At 73.5% G+C, this 17,548-nt stretch carries 15 protein-coding genes; 4 read left to right on the top strand and 11 right to left on the bottom strand.

The annotated features are described in order from the left end of the window. Positions 1 to 82: 82 nt before the first annotated feature. The 11 genes from ACFXDE_RS14100 to ACFXDE_RS14050 all read right to left on the bottom strand — a co-directional run bounded on the left by ACFXDE_RS14100 (position 83) and on the right by ACFXDE_RS14050 (position 13,515). The gene (locus ACFXDE_RS14100) at positions 83 to 256 is read right to left on the bottom strand and encodes a DUF6126 family protein (protein ID WP_329927495.1); all 174 of its coding nucleotides are present in this window, start codon (positions 254 to 256) and stop codon (positions 83 to 85) included. 10 nt (positions 257 to 266) lie between these two features. Next, a complete protein-coding gene (locus ACFXDE_RS14095) occupies positions 267 to 902 on the bottom strand; it encodes a helix-turn-helix domain-containing protein (RefSeq protein WP_380436848.1) in 636 nt (211 codons plus the stop codon). A gap of 70 nt (positions 903 to 972) precedes the next feature. After that, a complete protein-coding gene (locus tag ACFXDE_RS14090; RefSeq protein WP_380494068.1) occupies positions 973 to 2,685 on the bottom strand; it encodes a pyruvate dehydrogenase in 1,713 nt (570 codons plus the stop codon). A 144-nt stretch (positions 2,686 to 2,829) separates the two neighbouring features. Then, complete coding sequence (locus ACFXDE_RS14085) at positions 2,830 to 5,241, bottom strand: glycoside hydrolase family 65 protein (RefSeq protein ID WP_380494013.1); 2,412 nt, start codon at positions 5,239 to 5,241, stop codon at positions 2,830 to 2,832. Further along, the gene (locus tag ACFXDE_RS14080; RefSeq protein WP_380494011.1) at positions 5,238 to 5,984 is read right to left on the bottom strand and encodes an HAD family hydrolase; all 747 of its coding nucleotides are present in this window, start codon (positions 5,982 to 5,984) and stop codon (positions 5,238 to 5,240) included. The genes ACFXDE_RS14085 and ACFXDE_RS14080 overlap by 4 nt, the downstream gene beginning before the upstream one ends. Before the next feature lie 233 nt (positions 5,985 to 6,217). After that, positions 6,218 to 6,667 carry an SRPBCC domain-containing protein gene (locus ACFXDE_RS14075; RefSeq protein WP_380436842.1) on the bottom strand — a complete coding sequence of 150 codons (450 nt, stop codon included), beginning with the start codon at positions 6,665 to 6,667 and terminating at the stop codon, positions 6,218 to 6,220. Between the two features lie 103 nt (positions 6,668 to 6,770). Then, positions 6,771 to 8,492, bottom strand: coding sequence for an LCP family protein (locus ACFXDE_RS14070; protein WP_380436840.1), 1,722 nt, complete (start codon positions 8,490 to 8,492; stop codon positions 6,771 to 6,773). A gap of 246 nt (positions 8,493 to 8,738) precedes the next feature. After that, positions 8,739 to 9,212 carry a nuclear transport factor 2 family protein gene (locus ACFXDE_RS14065; protein WP_380494008.1) on the bottom strand — a complete coding sequence of 158 codons (474 nt, stop codon included), beginning with the start codon at positions 9,210 to 9,212 and terminating at the stop codon, positions 8,739 to 8,741. A 5-nt stretch (positions 9,213 to 9,217) separates the two neighbouring features. Beyond that, positions 9,218 to 10,177 (bottom strand): NAD-dependent epimerase/dehydratase family protein, encoded by a 960-nt coding sequence (locus ACFXDE_RS14060; RefSeq protein ID WP_380436836.1) that lies wholly within the window; start codon positions 10,175 to 10,177, stop codon positions 9,218 to 9,220. Positions 10,178 to 10,197: 20 nt separating this feature from the next. Beyond that, complete coding sequence (locus tag ACFXDE_RS14055; protein ID WP_380494006.1) at positions 10,198 to 12,990, bottom strand: AMP-binding protein; 2,793 nt, start codon at positions 12,988 to 12,990, stop codon at positions 10,198 to 10,200. A gap of 318 nt (positions 12,991 to 13,308) precedes the next feature. Further along, positions 13,309 to 13,515, bottom strand: a complete 207-nt coding sequence (locus ACFXDE_RS14050; RefSeq protein ID WP_380494004.1) for a hypothetical protein — start codon at positions 13,513 to 13,515, stop codon at positions 13,309 to 13,311. 191 nt (positions 13,516 to 13,706) lie between these two features. On the opposite strand from ACFXDE_RS14050, the gene ACFXDE_RS14045 reads away from it, so the two are divergent. From ACFXDE_RS14045 to ACFXDE_RS14030, 4 genes are all read left to right on the top strand, one after another. Continuing rightward, the gene (locus ACFXDE_RS14045; RefSeq protein ID WP_380436830.1) at positions 13,707 to 14,486 is read left to right on the top strand and encodes a DNA-binding response regulator; all 780 of its coding nucleotides are present in this window, start codon (positions 13,707 to 13,709) and stop codon (positions 14,484 to 14,486) included. A 132-nt stretch (positions 14,487 to 14,618) separates the two neighbouring features. Next, complete coding sequence (locus ACFXDE_RS14040) at positions 14,619 to 15,422, top strand: LuxR family transcriptional regulator (RefSeq protein WP_380436828.1); 804 nt, start codon at positions 14,619 to 14,621, stop codon at positions 15,420 to 15,422. Between the two features lie 252 nt (positions 15,423 to 15,674). Further along, on the top strand, positions 15,675 to 16,598 hold the full coding sequence (locus ACFXDE_RS14035) for an ACP S-malonyltransferase (protein ID WP_380494002.1): 924 nt from the start codon (positions 15,675 to 15,677) through the stop codon (positions 16,596 to 16,598). 64 nt (positions 16,599 to 16,662) lie between these two features. Beyond that, the gene (locus ACFXDE_RS14030) at positions 16,663 to 17,421 is read left to right on the top strand and encodes a thioesterase II family protein (RefSeq protein WP_380494000.1); all 759 of its coding nucleotides are present in this window, start codon (positions 16,663 to 16,665) and stop codon (positions 17,419 to 17,421) included. The last annotated feature ends 127 nt before the right edge of the window (positions 17,422 to 17,548 follow it).

Genomic DNA, 17,548 nt, shown 5'->3' with positions numbered 1-17,548 from the left:
CGCCTCGCGCAGTTCCTCGCGCCCCTCTCGGGGCGCGGGGATGGAAGGGGAAGGGTGACAAGGGCGCCCGCTCCGCTCCCGACTACTTGTTGCGGCCGCCCAGTTCGAACAGCAGCATGATGAAGCCGGCGAAGGCGTGGATGCCCGCGGTGTAGATGACCAGGCGGACGGCGACGCGGCGGTTGGCCCACTTGCCGGCGTCGATGGTCTTGGGGGCCTCGGGGGTCGAGGTGTGGGTGGTCGGGTCAGCGGCCATGGTTGTCTCCTCAGTGCGGTGCGGCAGGGCCGCCGCCGAGGCAGAGTTCGCCGCCGGGGCTCTGCAGCAGGGTGTGGACGAAGAGCAGCTCGACCCCGTGCGCCGACTCGGCGGCGATGCAGTGCGGGGTGAGCGAGTCGAAGTGGGCGGAGTCGCCGACGGCCAGGTGGTGGACGCGGTCGCCGAGGGTCAGCCGCAGGGCGCCCTGGAGGACGTACAGCCACTCCTCGCCCGGGTGGACCCGGACGACGGCGTCCTGCACGCCCGGCGGCACGTGGACCCGCAGGGCCTGCATGGCCCGGCCGGGGGCGCCGGCCCGCCGGTAGCCCCAGCCGCCGGCCCGGCCGGGCTCGATGACGCCGCCGCGGACCACCGGGTCGGGTTCGGTCATCGCCTCGCCCAGCAGCCCGGAGACGGACGTGCCGTAGGCGCGGGCGAGGCCGAGCAGGACGGGCAGCGACGGCTGGCGCCGGCCGGTCTCCAGCCGGGACAGATAGGCTGGGGACAGTCCGACCCGGGCGGCCGCCACCTCCAGCGTGAGGCGGCTGCTGTGCCGGTGCTCGCGGAGCCTGGCGGCGAGGCCGGCGACCTCCTGGTCGTCGAGCTGCTCGCCTGCGGCGGGGGCGCCGGTGGGGCTGGTCGTCATGTGACCAGTGGACACCTCGCGTGCCGCACGGGCAAGAAATTTGCCCCCCAGGCAAATCCGCTCGGAGGGCTCAGGGCCGCGGGATGTTGCGCAGGTTGCTCCGGGCCAGGTCGATCATGCGTCCCACCCCGCCGGAGAGCACCGTGCGGCCCGCGGCCAGGGCGAAGCCCTTCAGCTGGGCGGCCGTGATGTGCGGCGGGATGGACAGCGCGTTCGGGTCGGTGACCACGTCGACCAGCGCGGGCCCGGGCCGCTCCAGCGCCTCGGCCAGCACCTCCCGCACCCGGGCCGGCTCGGTCACCCGTTTCGCCGGGATGCCCATCGCCCGCGCGATCCCGGCGTAGTCCACGTCGCCGTTGTCGATCTGCCACTCGGGGTAGCCGGAGACGAGCATCTCCAGCTTGATCATGCCGAGCGCGCCGTTGTTGAAGACCACGGTCTTCACCGGCAGCCGGTGCTTGGCCACCGTGAGCAGTTCGCCGAGCAGCATGCCGAGCCCGCCGTCGCCCGCCATCGCGATCACCTGCCGCCCGGGGCAGGCGAGTTGGGCGCCGATCGCGTGCGGCAGGGCGTTGGCCATCGAGCCGTGCAGGAAGGAGCCGATCACCCGGCGGCGGCCGTTCGGCTGGAGGTAGCGGGCGGCCCAGACGTTGTTCATGCCGGTGTCCACGGTGAACACCGCGTCGTGGGCGGCCACGTCGTCGAGCACCGAGGCGACGTACTCGGGGTGGATCGGCAGGTGCGACTCGATGTCCCGGGTGTAGGCGCCGACGACGTCCTCCAGCGCCTTGCAGTGCTTGCGCAGCATCTCGTCCAGGAACGACCGGTCCGGCTTCGGCTCCAGCAGCGGCAGGACGGCCCGCAGGGTCGCGGCGACGTCCCCGTGGACGGCCAGCTCCAGGACCGTCCGGCGGCCCAGCCGGGTGGCGTCGTGGTCGACCTGGACGGTGCGGGCCTGCGGGAGGAACGAGTCGTACGGGAAGTCGGTGCCGAGCAGCACCACCAGGTCCGCGCCGTGCAGGGCCTCGTGGCAGGCGCCGTAACCGAGCAGGCCGCTCATCCCGACGTCGTACGGGTTGTCGTGCTGGATCCACTCCTTGCCGCGCAGCGAGTGGCCCACCGGCGCGTTCAGGGCCTGCGCCACGGCCAGCACCTCGGCGTGCGCGTCCCGGACGCCGGCGCCGCAGAACAGGGCCACCCGGCGGGCCGGGTTGAGCAGTTCGGCGAGCGCCCGCACCTGCGCCCAGGGCGGGGCGGCGACGGCCTGCTCGGTCAGGAAGTGGCCGCTGCCGGTCGGGCCGGCGGCGGGCAGCGCGGCGACGTCCCCGGGGAAGGCGAGGACGGAGACGCCGCGGGCGCCGAGCGCGTGCTGGATCGCGATCCGCAGCAGGCGGGGCAGCTGGGCGGGGGTCGAGAGCATCTCGCACCAGCTGCTGCAGTCGGTGAACACCCGCTCGGGGTGGGTCTCCTGGAAGAACCCGGTGCCGATCTGCCCGGACGGGATGTGGGAGGCCAGCGCGAGGACGGGCAGGCCGCTGCGCTGGGCGTCGTACAGGCCCTGCACGAGGTGGGTGTTGCCGGGGCCGCAGGAGCCGGCGCAGACCGCGAGCCGGCCGCTGAGCTCGGCCTCGGCGGCCGCGGCGAACGCACCGGCCTCCTCGTTGCGGACGTGCACCCAGCCGATGCCCTCCGCGCGGCGGATGGCGTCGACGACCGGGTTGAGGCTGTCGCCGACGACGCCGTAGACCCGCTCCACGCCGGCCTGCCGGAGCACCTCCACCATCTGTTCGGCCACGCTCGCCACGGGGTCTCCTCGATCGGCTGCCGGATGACGCGGGACACCTGCACCCTCCGGGGAGGGGGGTGCAGGTGCACGGCGGGGAGGCCGAACGGGTGAACGGGCGGCGGCCCGGAAGTCGGGCCGCCGCTACTCCGCCGCCAGGTGGTCGGGGTTCTGGCCGCCGACCTTGCCCGCCGCGAGACCGGCCTGGGGCTGGCGGCGGGCGGGTTCGCGGCCGGGGGGCTGGGCGCAGCGCTCCTGGGCGGGCGGGGCGGTGGTCGGGAGGGTGACCGGCTCCCCGGCCTTCAGCTGGACCGTCTCGCCGTCGTGCCGCAGGTGGATCACCTCGCCCCGGCGCAGCGTGTAGGTCGTCCCGTCGTGGGAGATCTCGACGCCGAGCAGCATGCCGCGGACCATCAGCGAGAAGCCGAGCTTGGTGAGCCCGGCGGGCAGCCGGGGCCGGAAGGAGAGCGTCTCGCCGTGGTCGCGCAGGCCGCCGAGGCCGGCCACGAGGGCGATGCAGGCCCCCGCGAGGGAGGCCATGTGGAGGCCGTCGCGGGTGTTGCCGCCGAGGTCGTGGAGGTCCATGAGGGCGGCTTCGGCGGTGTAGTCGTACGCGAGGTCGAGCTGGCCGACCTCGGCGGCGATGACCGCCTGGGTGCAGGCGGAGAGGGAGGAGTCGCGGACGGTGAGGCGCTCGTAGTAGGCGAAGTTGCGGGCCTTCTGCTCGTCGGTGAAGGCGTCGCCGCGGACCTGCATGGCGAGCACGAGGTCGGCCTGTTTGACGACCTGCTTCCGGTAGAGGTCGAAGTACGGGTAGTGCAGCAGCAGCGGGTACTTCTCGGGCGGGGTGCGCTCGAAGTCCCAGACCTGGTGGTGGGTGAAGCCGTCGGCCTGGGGGTGGACGCCGAGGCTCTCGTCGTAGGGGACGTACATCGCGGCGGCGGCGTCGCGCCAGGCGGCGGTCTCCTCGGTGTCGACGCCGAGGTCGGCGGCCTCGCGGGGGTGGCGGCCGGCGGCCTCGGCGGCGGCGCGCAGGTTCGTCTGCGCCATGAGGTTGGTGTAGACGTTGTTGTCGGCGACGGCGCTGTACTCGTCGGGGCCGGTGACGCCCTCGATGCGGAACTTGCCGGCGGCGTCGTGGTGGCCGAGCGAGCGCCACATCCGGGCGGTCTCGACGAGGAGTGCGAGCCCGTACTCGCGCTCGAACTCGACGTCGGCGGTGGCCCGGACGTAGCGGGCGACGGCGGCGGCGATGTCGGCGCCGATGTGGAAGGCGGCGGTGCCGGCCGGCCAGTAGCCGGAGCACTCCTCGCCGCGGATCGTCCGCCAGGGGAACACCGCTCCGGCCAGGCCGAGTTGGGCCGCTCGCTCGCGGGCGAGCGGGAGGGTGGTGTGCCGCCAGCGCAGGGCCTGGTTGACGGCGGCGGGCAGGCAGTAGGTGAGGACCGGCAGGACGAAGGTCTCGGTGTCCCAGAAGCTGTGGCCGTCGTAGCCGGGGCCGGTCAGGCCCTTGGCGGGGATGGCGCGCTCCTCGCTGCGGGCGCCGGCCTGGAGGACGTGGAAGACGGCGAACCGGACGGCCTGCTGGAGTTCGACGTCGCCCTCGATCTCGATGTCGCTGGTCTTCCAGAACTCCCGCAGGTAGTCGGCCTGTTCGGCGACGAGGCCGTCCCAGCCGGTGTACCGGGCGGCGGTCAGCGCGGCCTCGACCTGGTCGCGGACGGCGGGCAGCGAGCGGGTCGCGGACCAGCCGTAGGACATGAACTTGACCAGCCGCAGGCGCTGTCCGGGGGCGAGGACGGTGGTGACGCTGATCCGGCACTGGTCGGCGCCGGCCTCGGCCACGGTGTCGAGCCGCTCCGGGCCCTCGATGACGTGGTCCATGCCGGCCGCGACCCGGATGCCGCTGTAGCGGGTGCGGTGCACCAGGACGGCCTTCGTCCCGTCGGCGTGGTGGGCCTCGGGCTGGAGGGGCGCCTCCAGGACGGCGGCGGCGCGCGGGTCGCCCTCGGGGCCGCCGGGGAGCTGCTCGTTGGCGACGAGCTCGGACTGGAGCACGATCCGCACCGGGCCGTCGACCGCCTCGACGGAGTACTCGACGGCGGCGATGGCCCGCTGGGTGAGCGAGACGAGCCTGGTCGAGCGGACCCGGATCGTGCGGCCGGCCGGGGAGGTCCACTCGGCCTCCCGGTGCAGCAGGCCGTCGCGGAAGTCCAGCCAGCGCCGGTGGCCGAGGAGTTCGCCGTAGCGCAGGTCGAAGGGCTCGTCGTCGACGAGCAGCCGGATGATCTTGCCGTTGGTCACGTTGATGACGCTCTGGCTGGACTCCGGGTAGCCGTAGCCGCCCTCGCCGTAGGGCAGCGGGCGGAGTTCGAAGACGCCGTTGAGGTAGGTGCCGGGCAGGCCGTGCGGCTCGCCCTCGTCGAGGTTGGCGCGCAGGCCGATGTGGCCGTTGGAGAGCGCGAACACGGACTCGGCACGGGCCAGCGCGGCCGGGTCGAGGCCGTGTTCGGAAACCTGCCACGGGTCGACGACGAAGGTGTCGGACGCGGTCATGCCTGCTCCCCCAGCAGTTCGGAGAGGTCGTCGACGACCACGGTGGCGCCGTCCCGGCGCAGTTCGGCGGCCTGGCCGGTGCGGTTGACGCCGACCACCGCGCCGAAGCCGCCGGCCCGGCCGGAGGCGACGCCGGCGAGGGCGTCCTCGAAGACGGCGGCGTGCGCGGGTTCGACGCCGAGGACCTTGGCCGCGTGCAGGTAGGTGTCGGGGGCCGGCTTTCCGGGCAGGCCCTCGCGCTTGGCGACGATCCCGTCCACGACCACGTCGAACAGGTCCTCGATGCCCGCGGCCCGGAGCACGTCGCGGCAGTTCGCGCTGGAGGAGACCACGGCGCTGGGCAGCCCGAGCGCGCGCAGCCGTCGCACGTAGGCCACCGAGCCGTCGTACGGCTGGACGCCCTGCTCGCGGATCATGCGCAGGACGGTGTCGTTCTTGGCGAGGCTGATCCCGTGCACGGTGGGGGCGTTCGGCGGGTCGTCGTCGGTGCCCTCGGGCAGGTCGAAGCCCCGGCTCCGCAGGAAGGCGCGGGTGCCGTCGAGGCGCGGGCGGCCGTCGACGTAGGTGTCGTAGTCGGTGACGGCGTCGAAGGGGACGAACTGCCCGCCGGTGCGGGCTGCTTCGGCGCGCAGGAAGGTGTCGAAGGTGTCCTTCCAGGCCGCGGCGTGCACCACGGCGGTCTGGGTGAGCACCCCGTCGAGGTCGAAGAGGAAGGCGCGGATGTCGTCCGGTAGGCCCAGCATGGGTGCAGTCTTACCCGGGATGGCCCGTGATGCCGGGGAAGCCGCCGATTTCCCGGCGGCGCGTCGCGGGACGGGTGGCGGCATCGGGGGCCTCCCGTGGGCTCGGGGGGCGGGGCGGGGGCGGGTTCGGGGTACAGGACAACGATCGGCCCGCGGCGGCGATCCCGCCACCGGGCGGGGGCTCAGGCGGGGCTCGGTGGGCTCAGGCGGGGCTCGGTGGGCTCGGGCGGGGCTCAGGCGGGGTCGTGGCGCCGGGCGGTGACGAAGTAGGGCTGGACCTTGCCGCTCTGCGCGTAGTCCTTGAGCCGGACGACCAGTTCCGCCCAGGTGCCGGCCACCATCGGGACGCCGTCCTCGCTGCCGGGCTGCCAGCCGCCGTGGCGGAACAGCAGCCGGGTGCGGTCGGGGGCGTCGGGCTGTTCGGCGAGGTCCCAGGTGATCCAGGTGCCGGCCCAGTGCGGCGGGAAGGCGCCGGTGTTCGCCCACACGACGCGGTCGAGGTCGGCGCGCTCGCGGCGCAGCCGGAAGGGCTCGGGGACGTCGGGGAAGTCGAAGAGCAGGATGTCGTCGTCGCGGTCGACGGCGGTGGTCCACCAGCTGGTGAGGCCGTCGTGGGTGTTGAGGGCGGCGAGGACGACGTCCCGGGGGGCGGCGATGTCGATCTGCAGGGCGATCTCGGGCATGGGATCCGCCTTTCGTGGCCCGCGGTCCCCCTCAGCCACCATGGCACGACCCCGGGACGGACGCGCCCCGGGGTCGTACGGGTGGTGCGGTGTACGGGTGCGGTCAGCCGCCGCTGCCGTAGGTGGTGTTCGCGCAGATGTCGTCGTCCGCGGAGCGGGCGTCGTTGGTGACGGTGGTGGGCAGCGGGGCCGGGGTGCCCGGGGTGCCGGCCGCGGGCGTGCCGCCGGGGGCGGCGGCGCCGTTGGCGGCGGCGAAGTCCTGGCCGACGATCACCGAGATGCCCCGCGAGCTGCTGGGCTCCAGGCTGGCGCCGGGGAACAGCGCGGCGACCTTCTCGGCGTTCGCCTTCTGGCTGGCGCTGTACTCGATCGTGGTGGTCTTGTACTTCGTGCTGGCCGCCTGGCCCGCCGTGGTGGCGGAGAACTTGGCGGCCTTGAGCTGCTCGGTCGCCTTGCCGGCCAGGCCGTTGGCGATCGTGCCGTTGTAGACGGCCACCTTCACGGACTCGTTGGAGGCGTCGCCGGCCGGGGCGGTCGAGGTCGGTGCGGCGGGCTGCGGCGAGCTCGGGGCGGCGGGGGCGCCGTCCTGCTGGCCGGTGGCGTTCTGGCCGTCGATGGTGTGGTCGGCCTTGAGGGTGTCCCAGAGCTTCTGGACGTCCGGCTGGACCAGGTCGATGTTGGCGTCCTGGGTGCGGTAGCGCCAGGGGGCCGTCACGAACTTGAGGTTGTGCATGTCGATGTTCTTCAGCGACAGGCCGAAGGACAGCAGCTTGTCGGCGGAGCTCAGCCCGGGGTCGACGGTCAGCGACTTGGTGGCGGCGTCGGCCAGCGGCAGCAGGTTGGTGGGGCTCAGCCCCTCCGACTTGATCTTGTTGGCGAGCGAGCTCATGAAGGCCTGCTGGCGCTTCATCCGGCCGATGTCGGAGCCGTCGCCGATGCCGTGCCGCAGCCGGACGTAGTCGAGCGCCTTCTGCCCGTCGACGGTCTGCTTGCCCTGCGGGAGGACGAGCTCGCCCTTCTTGTGCAGGTTGGGGTTGATGTCGCCCTCGTAGATGGCCTTGGGCAGGCACACGTCGACGCCGCCGACGGCCTTGGTCATCGAGGAGAAGCCGTTGAAGTCGACGACCATGGTGTGGTCGACCCGGATGCCGGTGAGCTTCTCGATCGTGTTCTGGGTGCAGGCGGGGTTGCCGGCGTCGCTGCCGCCGACCGAGAACGCCGCGTTGAACAGGTCGTTCCCGGCCTTGGTCCACTTGCCGTTGGGCAGCTTGCAGGACGGGATCTGGACGATCGCGTTGCGCGGGATCGAGATGCCGACGGCGTGCTTGTGGTCGGCATAGACGTGCAGCAGGATCGTCGTGTCCGAGCGGGCGCCGCCGTCCTCGCCGCCGCCGAGGTCGGAGTTGGAGCCGCCGCGGCTGTCGGAGCCGATGAGCAGCACGTTGACCGGCTTGTTGCCGTCCGCGTCGGCCTGGGCCTCCGGCGGGCGGTCGGTGGCTATCGCGTCCGCGTCGAAGGACTTGATGTTGGCGTTCAGCTTGAAGTAGATCGCGCCGCCGGTGCCGGCGAGCAGCACCAGGACGCCCGCCGCCGACCAGGCGACGATCTTCTTCACGTTCTTCTTCGGCTTCCGGCTGTTGCGGGCCGCCGCGCGGCCGCCGCCGCCCGCGGACGGGGCGCCCTTGCCACCCTTGCCCTGTGCGGCCCGGCGGGCCTCGGCCCGTCCGCCGGCGCGCGGCTGCGGGACGGCGCTGTCGCCGTCCGTGGTGGCCGCGTCGGGCGCGTCCTCGCCACGAGCCGGGCTCTCGCCCCGTTTGCCTGCCATCCGCGTACCTTTCACCGCCGGAAGCGCTGCCCGTGATGATCGGGCACACCGTACTCTGGGAGACGGTCGGGACCGCACCCGGGTTGCACAATACGAAGGCCATATAAGAACTACGGCCATCACCGGAGAATACAAGCCGGTCGATCGCGCACCGTGTGACCAAGGTCTCCGGGACAGGCGGCGCAGCGCGGGCGGGAGCCCGGCCCGCCGTGCGCGAACCGGGATCCCGGGAGGTGGGGCGGTGTCTCAGCTCTCGATCACGCGGCGGAACAGCACGGTGTCGAAGACGTCCTCCATGCGCACCGCGCGGCCCCCGCGCAGGGTCCAGGAGTGGATGAACGGCAACGTCACGGTCGTGCCGCGCTTCGACGTGACCTCGCGCACACCGAAGACCACGACGCGGTCCCCGGCGGCCACGAACTCCTGTGGTCGCAGGCGCATTCCGCCGAGCACGGAGGGCACCTTCGCGAGGAACTCGCGCACGCCCGCGTGGCCGTGCTTGGTGCCGCCGAGGCCGTACTCGGCCATGCCGTCGGGGTGCACCCACTCGACGCGCGGGTCGAGGGTGTCCAGCAGCGCGGCGACGTCGCGGTCGTGGAAGGCCCGGTAGGCGCGCTCGATCAGGGCGCGGCTGCCGGTGGCGGCGGCATCGGCGGTGAGAGCGATGCCGGTGAGAGCGATGCCGGTCGGAACGGTGTCGGTGAGAACGGTGTCGGTCATGTCGGTCAGCGTCCCTTCGTCATGCTCTCGCCGCCCACGCGGCGGCCGTCCAGGTACTGCGGGTACATCACGCGCAGGGTGCGTTCGATGCCGTCGCGCCAGTCGACGGTGCACGGGCCGGTCAGCTTCCGGCGCAGCGTGGGATCGAACCGGTACGTCTCGCGGGTCACCTCGCTCGGGACGAGGTCCGCCGTCACACCGGTGAGCCGCTCGATGTGGCGGATGCAGTCGGTGACGCCGACGGACTGGTCGCCGCCCCAGTTGACGACGGTGGCCGGGGTGGCGGCGGCCGCCCAGAGGCGGGGCACCTGCGCCACCAGGTCGTCGGTGTGCAGGAGGGAGCACCAGTTCTGGCCCTCCAGCGGCACCTGGATCGGCTGTCCGGCCAGCATCGCCTTGAAGTACAGCATCGGCACGCCGCCGTAACTGCCGGGCCCGTAGGCGATGTTGAGCCGGGCGATGGTGGTGGGCAGGTCGAGCACCCGGGCGAAGGCGCGCACCGCGCCCTCGGTGGCGAGCTTGCCCATCGGGTAGGCGGGCAGCCAGTCGGCGGAGCCGTCCACCGGGTCGTCCTCGGTGTAGGCGTGGTCGAGGGTCCGGCGCTTGTAGAGCGCGCCGGTGGAGACGAACAGGAACGCCTCGGCGGTGCGGCAGTGCTCCATCAGGCGGCCGGTGGCGACGGCGTTGATCTCGGCGGTGGCGTTGAAGTCGCCGTCCTCGCCGCGGTGGACGGCGGAGTGCAGGACGTGGGTGAAGTCCCGCGGCAGTCCGGCGAGCGCCCGCTCGGAGCCGTCGGCCATGTCCCAGTGCCGGGTGCGGATGCCCCGGTCGGCCAGTGCCCGTTCGACGCCCGGTGTGCCGAACCGGCCGATGCACCAGACCTCGGCGTGTTCGGCGAGCGCCTCGGCGACCGGCCGGGCGACCTGCCCGGTGCCGCCGGTGATCAGGATCTTCTTCCCCCGCATGGTGCTGCTGTGCTCCTTCGTCATCGGTGCGCGGCCCGCCGGCGGGCCAGTTCGTCGGCCCCGGCGAGCGCGCGGTCCAGTTCGCGACGCAGGACCGCCTGGAAGGCGGCCACGTGGCGCGGGCCCATCAGGGTGTAGTGCTCGCCCGGCACCTCCACGTACCGGTTCTCCTCGCGGGCGTGCTCGTCCCAGCGGCGCAGCTCGTTGTCGAGCCACTCCTGGCGGGTGCCGCGCAGCGGGAGCGCGTGGAACACCGTCATCGAGCGGACGGCGCCGCTCGGCCGGTACTCCCGGCCCAGGCCGGTGAGGGTGTCGGCGATCTCCGCCCAGGCCGCGAACCGGTCGGCGTCCAGGTCGAGTTCGGCCAGCCGGTGCGGCGGGGCGAGGGCGACCAGCCGGGCGGCCTGCTCCTCGCGCGGCAGGTGCCGCAGCGCGTCGGGGAGGTCGACGGACTGCTTCTTGTCGATCAGTTCCAGGAAGAGCGCCAGGTGGGCGGCCGTCTCGGCGTACCCCAGCTCCTCCATGCGGTACTTGATGTGCGGAGGCAGGTTGAAGCTGCCGACGAAGTCGACCCGCTCGCCCCGCGCCTCCAGGACCTTGGCGATCTCGAAGGCGACGGCGGCGCCGTAGGAGTACCCGGCCACCGCGTACGGGCCCTCGGGCTGCTCGGCGCGGATCGCGTCCACGTAGGCGTCGACCATCTCCTCGAAGGAGACGAAGGGCTTCTCGCCGTCGTTGAAGCCGCGGGCGCGCAGCGCGTGGAACGGACGGTCGCCGACGAAGTACCGGGCGAGGTTGACGAAGACCAGCACCTCGCCGACGCCGGGGTGGACGCAGAACAGCGGGGTCTTGTCGCCGCCGGTCTGCATCGGCACCAGCGGGTCGTACGGCCGGGCGGTGCCCGGGGCGGCGGCGGGCTCGGCGAGGCGGGCGGCCAGGGCGCGGACGGTCGGCGCGGTGAGCACCGTGATGACCTCCAGGCCGGTGACGCCGAGCCGCTCGGCCACCCTGGCGCGCAGCCGCAGGATGTCGAGCGAGGTGCCGCCGAGGTCGAAGAAGCCCGCGGTGGCGCTGATCGCGGCCGGGTCGCAGTCGAACAGCTCGGCGTAGATCGCGGCGAGGGCGAGCTCGACCGGGCCCTCGGGCGCGGTGTACCCGCCGAGCATGCGCGTCGTCAGGTCAAAGACGGCGGACTGCTGCCCGGCGTACGCCCCCTCCTCCAGGCGGCGGCGCATCAGGGCGCGCTGGATCTTGCCGAGGCTGGTCTTGGGGAACGCCTCGGCGGGCAGGGGCAGGACCAGGGCCGGCCGGAAGCCCCAGTGCGTGACGACGGTCGCGCGGACGGCGGTGAGCACCCGGTGCAGGGCGGTCTCGTCGCCCTCCGGCAGGTCGGGGTGGAAGGCGATCACCAGCTGCTCGGTGTCGCTGCCCGCCGGGCGGGTCGGGAAGGCGGCGACGTAGGAGCGGGCGACGCCGTCGAGCTGTTCGAGGGCGGCCTCGACGTCGTGGCTGAAGTACGTGACGCCGTTGACGATGACGCTGTCCTTGCTGCGTCCGACGAGGGTGAGCCGGCCGCCGTCGATCCGGCCGAGGTCGCCGCTGCGGAACCAGCCGTCGGCGGTGAAGGCCCCGGCGGTGGCCGCCGGGTCGCGGAAGTAGCCGCCGGTGATCATCGGGCCGGTCAGCTGGAGCTCGCCGACCGCGCCCTCGGGCAGCGGGCGGTCGTCCGGGCCGGCGATGCGGACGGACAGGCCGGGGACGGGGGTGCCCAGGTTGGCGAACTCGGCGCCGCGGTCGGTGGCCGGGAAGCCGTGGCGGGAGTAGACGCTGCCGGCACAGGTCTCGGTCATGCCGAAGGCGGGCCACAGGGCGTCCCCGGCCAGGCCGTACGGCGCGAGCCTCTCCAGAAACGTTTCTCCGGTGCTGACCAGGACGGCCTCGCCGCCGCTGATGATCTGCCGGACCCGGCTCAGGTCGAGCCGCTCGTCCCCGGCGTCCAGCCGGTCGGCGGCGGCGGAGACCAGGCCGAGGAGGAAGTTCGGCGCGAAGGTCATCGTCACGCCGTGCCGGGACAGCAGCCGCGGGAACTCCAGCGGGTCGGCGAGCACCGCGGCGGGGGCGACGTGTAGCTGGCGGGCGCCGACGGACAGCGGCAGCAGGTGGCACTCCAGCAGCGCGGCGACGTGGTCGAAGGAGACCCAGTTCAGCGTGACGTCGGCGGCGTCCAGCCGGTGCGCGGCGTTCTTGGCCGCCATCGAGGCCAGCAGGTTGGCGTGGCTGAGCATGACGGCCTTGGAGTTGCTGGTGGACCCGGAGGTCAGCATCAGCACGGCGGTGTCCCCGGGGGCGGCGCGGTGCAGCTCCGCGGCGGGCTCGCCGGACAGCTCCTCCAGGACGGCGAGCGGGCGGTCCCGGTCGGGCGGGAGAGCGGCGGCCAGGCCGGCGGTGGTGACCGTCAGCGGACCGTCCAGCAGGGCGTCGACGTGGCCGAGCCGGGCGGCCCACCGCTCCGGGTCGGCGGCGGCCGGCGCGGCCAGCGGGCACGGGACGAAGCCGCCGAGCACGGCGCCCCAGAACGCGGGCAGGAAGTCCTCGGCGCGCTCCAGGATCAGCACCACCCGGTCGCCGGGGCGCAGGCCGCGGGCCCGCAGGCCGGTCAGGACGCGCCGGGCGGCGTCGAGCAGGGCCGGGTAGGTCTGATCGGTCGGACCGGCGTCGGCGTCGGCGGCGCCGGGGCCGTGGCCGAGGCCCGTCGCCGGATGCCGCTCGGCGACGTCCAGCAGCAGGTCGGTGAGGTTGGTGGGACGTGTCACGGGCCGTCTGTCTCCTGGCTTCGGGGCGCGCCGGGGCAGCCCGCCTGGCACGCCGAACAGGGGTGAGGACCACAGGGGTGCGGATGTCCGCAGCGTGGCGCGACCGGACGGTTCAGCGCGGGGACGCCGGCGACGGCACCGCCCGCCACCGCGCCGTCGCGCCGGTGGCCGGCCGGGCCGGCAAAGTTATGGGCCGAAAAGTCCCCGTCTGACGTATGGTCACGCCGCTTACCGTAAGGTCGGACCAGTCCAGGCCGGCCGGGCGAGTTCAGGGTTGGCCGGAAGGGGACAGGGCCGCGACCGGCGGTGAGGGGCGGGCTACTTCTCGTGAGGAAAACGGAATGCCGATCGCTCCTTTCCGGTGCCCGAGTGCAGGTTGATGCCAGGGCGGCTGGAGATTCGCCAGGTCGGTGGTGGGAAAATCCCGGCCTGATATATGCCCGTCGCGATGCCGTTCGCGATGCCGTTCGCGATGCCGTTCGCGATGCCGTTCGCGATGCCGTTCGCGATGTCCTTCGCGCCCACCCCGCGACGCACCCGCCGAGTGCGGGCTCAAAGGCCCTTGACCTGCGGTTTTGAGCAAAGGTTGACTGGCTTCGAACAGCCGAACTACTGTCAGTCGCAGGTGGTCTGATCAGGTGTCATCTGACATGTTCTTGATTAAACAGTTGAACGTCGAATGAACGGAAAGACCACCACCGTAAGGGGGGACGCAAGTGACCAGTGCAGCCGGTTCGCCGAACGGCCCTGGCCAGGAGGAATCGACGCCGGGCGATCACGCCGCGCACGTCGAAAAGACCCTGCTCCAGGCACGGGCACTGATCGAATCCACTGTCTCGCTCTACCGGCAGCGCCCCGACCAGGGCCCCCCCGCCCCGCACACCGACGTCACCGCCCTAGGCGAGGCCGTCGAACAGCTCGTGCACGGCGCCCGGCACTCGGTCTGCGTCGCCGTCACCGGCACCGGGCCCTTCGAGCAGATCGCCCGCGACGCCCTGACCACCATGCGCCCCGGCACCGTCGTCCGGGTCCTCTGCGCCCCCGGTGTCGCCGACTGCGCCCTGGCCAAGCTCGCCCACGCGCCCGGCGCCCGCTTCGAGATCCGCGTCTCCGAGGCCGACCTGCGCGACATCGTCATCTCCGACGGCGCCGCCGCCCTCGTCCGCGCCTCCGCCGGCAACGCCAAGGGCCAGGCCACGCTGGTCAACGACCGGGCCGCGGTCCGCGCCCTGGAGCTGCTCTTCGCCGGCGCCTGGTCGCTCGGCCGCAAGCTCGACGACCACCTCGCGCTCAGCCCCCGCCTGCTCGGCGACCTCACCCGCAGCATCCTGGAGCGGCTGCGCAGCGGCTACACCGACGAGGCGGCCGCCCGCGACCTCAGCATGTCCCTGCGCACCTACCGGCGCCACGTCGCCGAGATCATGCGCGAACTCGGTGCCAGCTCCCGCTTCCAGGCCGGCGTGCGCGCGGTCGAGCTGGGCCTGCTCCACGAGTGACAGCCTGTCTTCGGCGCCCCTGCGGGCCCTGCGGGACAGGGCCGGGCGCCGTCCCCGAGCACACGGGGAGGACCGCGGCCCACCAGCCGCGGCGCAGTGAGTAACACCAACGGGGAAACTGGTGAGTACGACGTGCCCATCGAGGCAGAGGACGAACTGGAAAGAGCACTCCTGGAAGTGCGGTCGCTGATCGAGTCGACGGTGGCCATCCACCGCGACCGCAGCCACCGGGCCCAGCAGATCGCCACGGTGGAGGGCGGCTACCGGGCGGTGCTCGACACCGCCGCCGCCCTCATCCGCAGCGCCGTGCGCAGCATCGACATCGTGCACGCGCGGATGCCCGGCGCCGAGGAACAGGAGCCCGGGCTCAGCGAGTTCGCCGAGCGAAGACTGATCTACGGCGCCGCCGAGACCATCTCCGTGCGGCTGCTGACGAACCCTTCGATGATCGACGAGGACTTCGTCCGCGAGCAGCTCGCCAAGGAGCGGCCGGTGGCGATCCGGGTGGCCCGGGTGCCCCCGCTCCAGGCGCTGCTGGTGGACGGCACGACCGCGCTGGTCGTCGCCGAGTCGGCCACCGGCGTCCGGGCCTCCGTCATCCGCGAGCCCAAGGTGGTCTTCACGCTGGGCTCGCTGTACGAGAGCGTGTGGCGCAACGCCGTCCCGGCCGGCGAGCGGATCGTCTTCGGCGACCGGGACCGGGCCGCGCTCGCCCAGCAGATCCTCGGCGCGCTGCGGGCCGGCGTCACCGACGAGGTCGCCGCCCGCGAACTCACCGTCTCGGTGCGCACCTACCGCCGGCACGTCGCCGAGATCATGGCGATGCTCGGCGCGCAGTCCCGCTTCCAGGCCGGCGTGCGCGCCGCCGAACTCGGCCTGCTGCGGCCCGCCCGGCCGGGGCCCGGCGGCGGCCCGGGCGGCGGCCCGGGCGCCTGAGGCCGCAACGTTCCACCGGGTGCCGGGCGAGTGGCAGCTTCCTGAAGGGTCTGTTGCCGCTCCCCCGGCGCCCTCGGTTGTATGGGCCGCGGAAAGGGGGCCGGGTGCCGCACGCACCCGGAAATCCCCTTCCCGATGGCCTGCCGTACTCCCCCGAAACTGCCGGCCGTCGGCACGGGGACCCGCCCTCCGGAAAACCTCCGGCGGCGGGCCCCCGTACCCACCGGTGAATTCGGCGCGGAAGGCGGGTCAATGGACCAGAACCCGATCGGTCTGGTGTTCCCCGGCCAGGGGACGCAGAAAGCGGGAATGGGCGAGCCCTGGCGGGAAACCCCGTCCTGGGAAATCGTCACGGCAATCTCCGGGGTCACCGGGGAGGATCTCGCGGAACTGCTCCTGGACACTCCGGACGAACACCTGCGGCGCACCGACCTGGCGCAGCTCACCGTGTTCACGGTGGCCATGGTCGCGTACGCCGAGGCGGTGCGCCGCGGCGCGCTCGACGGGCCGGTGGCCGCCGTGGCCGGCCACAGCCTGGGCGAGTACGCCGCGCTCACCGCCGCCGGGGCGCTCACCCTGCCCGACGCCGCCGCGCTGGTGGCGGCCCGCGGCCGGGCCATGCGGGACGCCGCCGACGAGCGCCCCGGCACCATGGGCGTCCTGGTCGCCGCCCCGCTGGAGCAGGTCGCCGAACTCACCGACCGGATCCGGGCGCGGGGCGCCGAGGTGTGGGTCGCCAACGTCAACGCGCCCGGCCAGACCGTGGTCTCCGGCTCCGCCGAGGGCATCGAGCTGATCGGCGCCGAGGCGCCCTCGATCGGCGCCAAGATGATCCGGCTGTCCGTCGGCGGCGCCTTCCACAGCCCGTACATGGCGCCCGCCGCCGAACGGCTGCGGACCGCACTGAAGAACACCGCCTTCGCCCCGGCCCACCTGCCGGTCGTCGCCAACGCGGACGCCCGCGCGTACGCCGGCGAGTGCGACTGGCCCGCCCTGGCCACCCGCCAGCTCACCTCGCCGGTGCTCTGGGAGCCCTCCGTGCGCACCCTCACCGGCGAGCTCGGCTGCCGCCGGCTGGTCGAGATCGGCCCCGGCAAGACCCTGGCCGGCCTGATCCGCCGGATCGCGCCGGAGACCGGGGTGGTGTCGCTGAACAGCCCGGCCGCGCTGGGCTGACCGGGGCCGGGACGGGGTCCGAGGACCGGCCCCAGCACCGAACCGGACAAGGAGAACCACCCCGATGACACAGGCCACCGAGAGCATCTGGCTGCGCCGGTACCCCACCGCGGCACCCCCGCGGCTGCGGCTGCTCTGCCTGCCGCACGCCGGCGGCTCGGCCGGCTTCTTCCACGGCTGGGGGCGCGCCTTCGGCGAGGACGTCGAAGTCCTCGCCGTGCGCTACCCCGGCCGCCAGGAGCGGATCGCCGAGGACCCGTGGACCCGCCTGGAGGACCTCGCCGACGCGATCACCGCCGAACTCACCCCCTGCCTCGACACCCCGCTCGCCCTGTTCGGCCACAGCATGGGCGCCACCGTCGGCTACGAGATCGCGCTGCGCCTCGCGCAGCGGCACGGCATCGCCCCGGCGCTGCTGGCCGTCTCCTGCCGCAAGGCCCCGCACCTGCTGACGCCGCGCACCGCCGCCTTCGGCAGCGACGACGAACTGCTCGCCGAGGTCGGCCGGATGGGCGGCACGGACGCCGCGCTGCTGGCCGACGAGGACCTGCGCGAGCTCGTCCTGCCCGCCATCCGCGCCGACTTCCGGGCCGTCGCCGGGTACGCGCCGCGGCCCGGCGTGCCGCTGCCCTGCCCGGTGGCCGGCTACGTCGGCGACGGCGACCCCGACGTCGCCCCCGACGAGGTCGCGGCCTGGGCCGGGATCGCCCCGGCCGGCTTCGACCTGACCGTCCTGCCGGGCGGCCACTTCTACCTGGTCGAGCAGCGCGAGGCGCTCGTCGCGGACCTCCGCGCACGGCTTTCCGCGACCGCCCGCCGCTGAATTCCCGGACGCCGGTGGCAGGTTGTTGCAGCCGCCGTTGTGGGCCCGGAAACCGGGCTCGCAGAATTCCATCCGCACGGTTATTCGATCCGGCGCGGCACCCCGCGCCGCATCCCGCACCACATCC

Origin of the sequence: Kitasatospora sp. NPDC059408 (genome assembly GCF_042751525.1) — a bacterium.
In the GTDB taxonomy this organism is placed as follows: Bacteria; Actinomycetota; Actinomycetes; order Streptomycetales; family Streptomycetaceae; genus Kitasatospora.
This window is presented reverse-complemented; position numbering and strand designations above follow the sequence as displayed.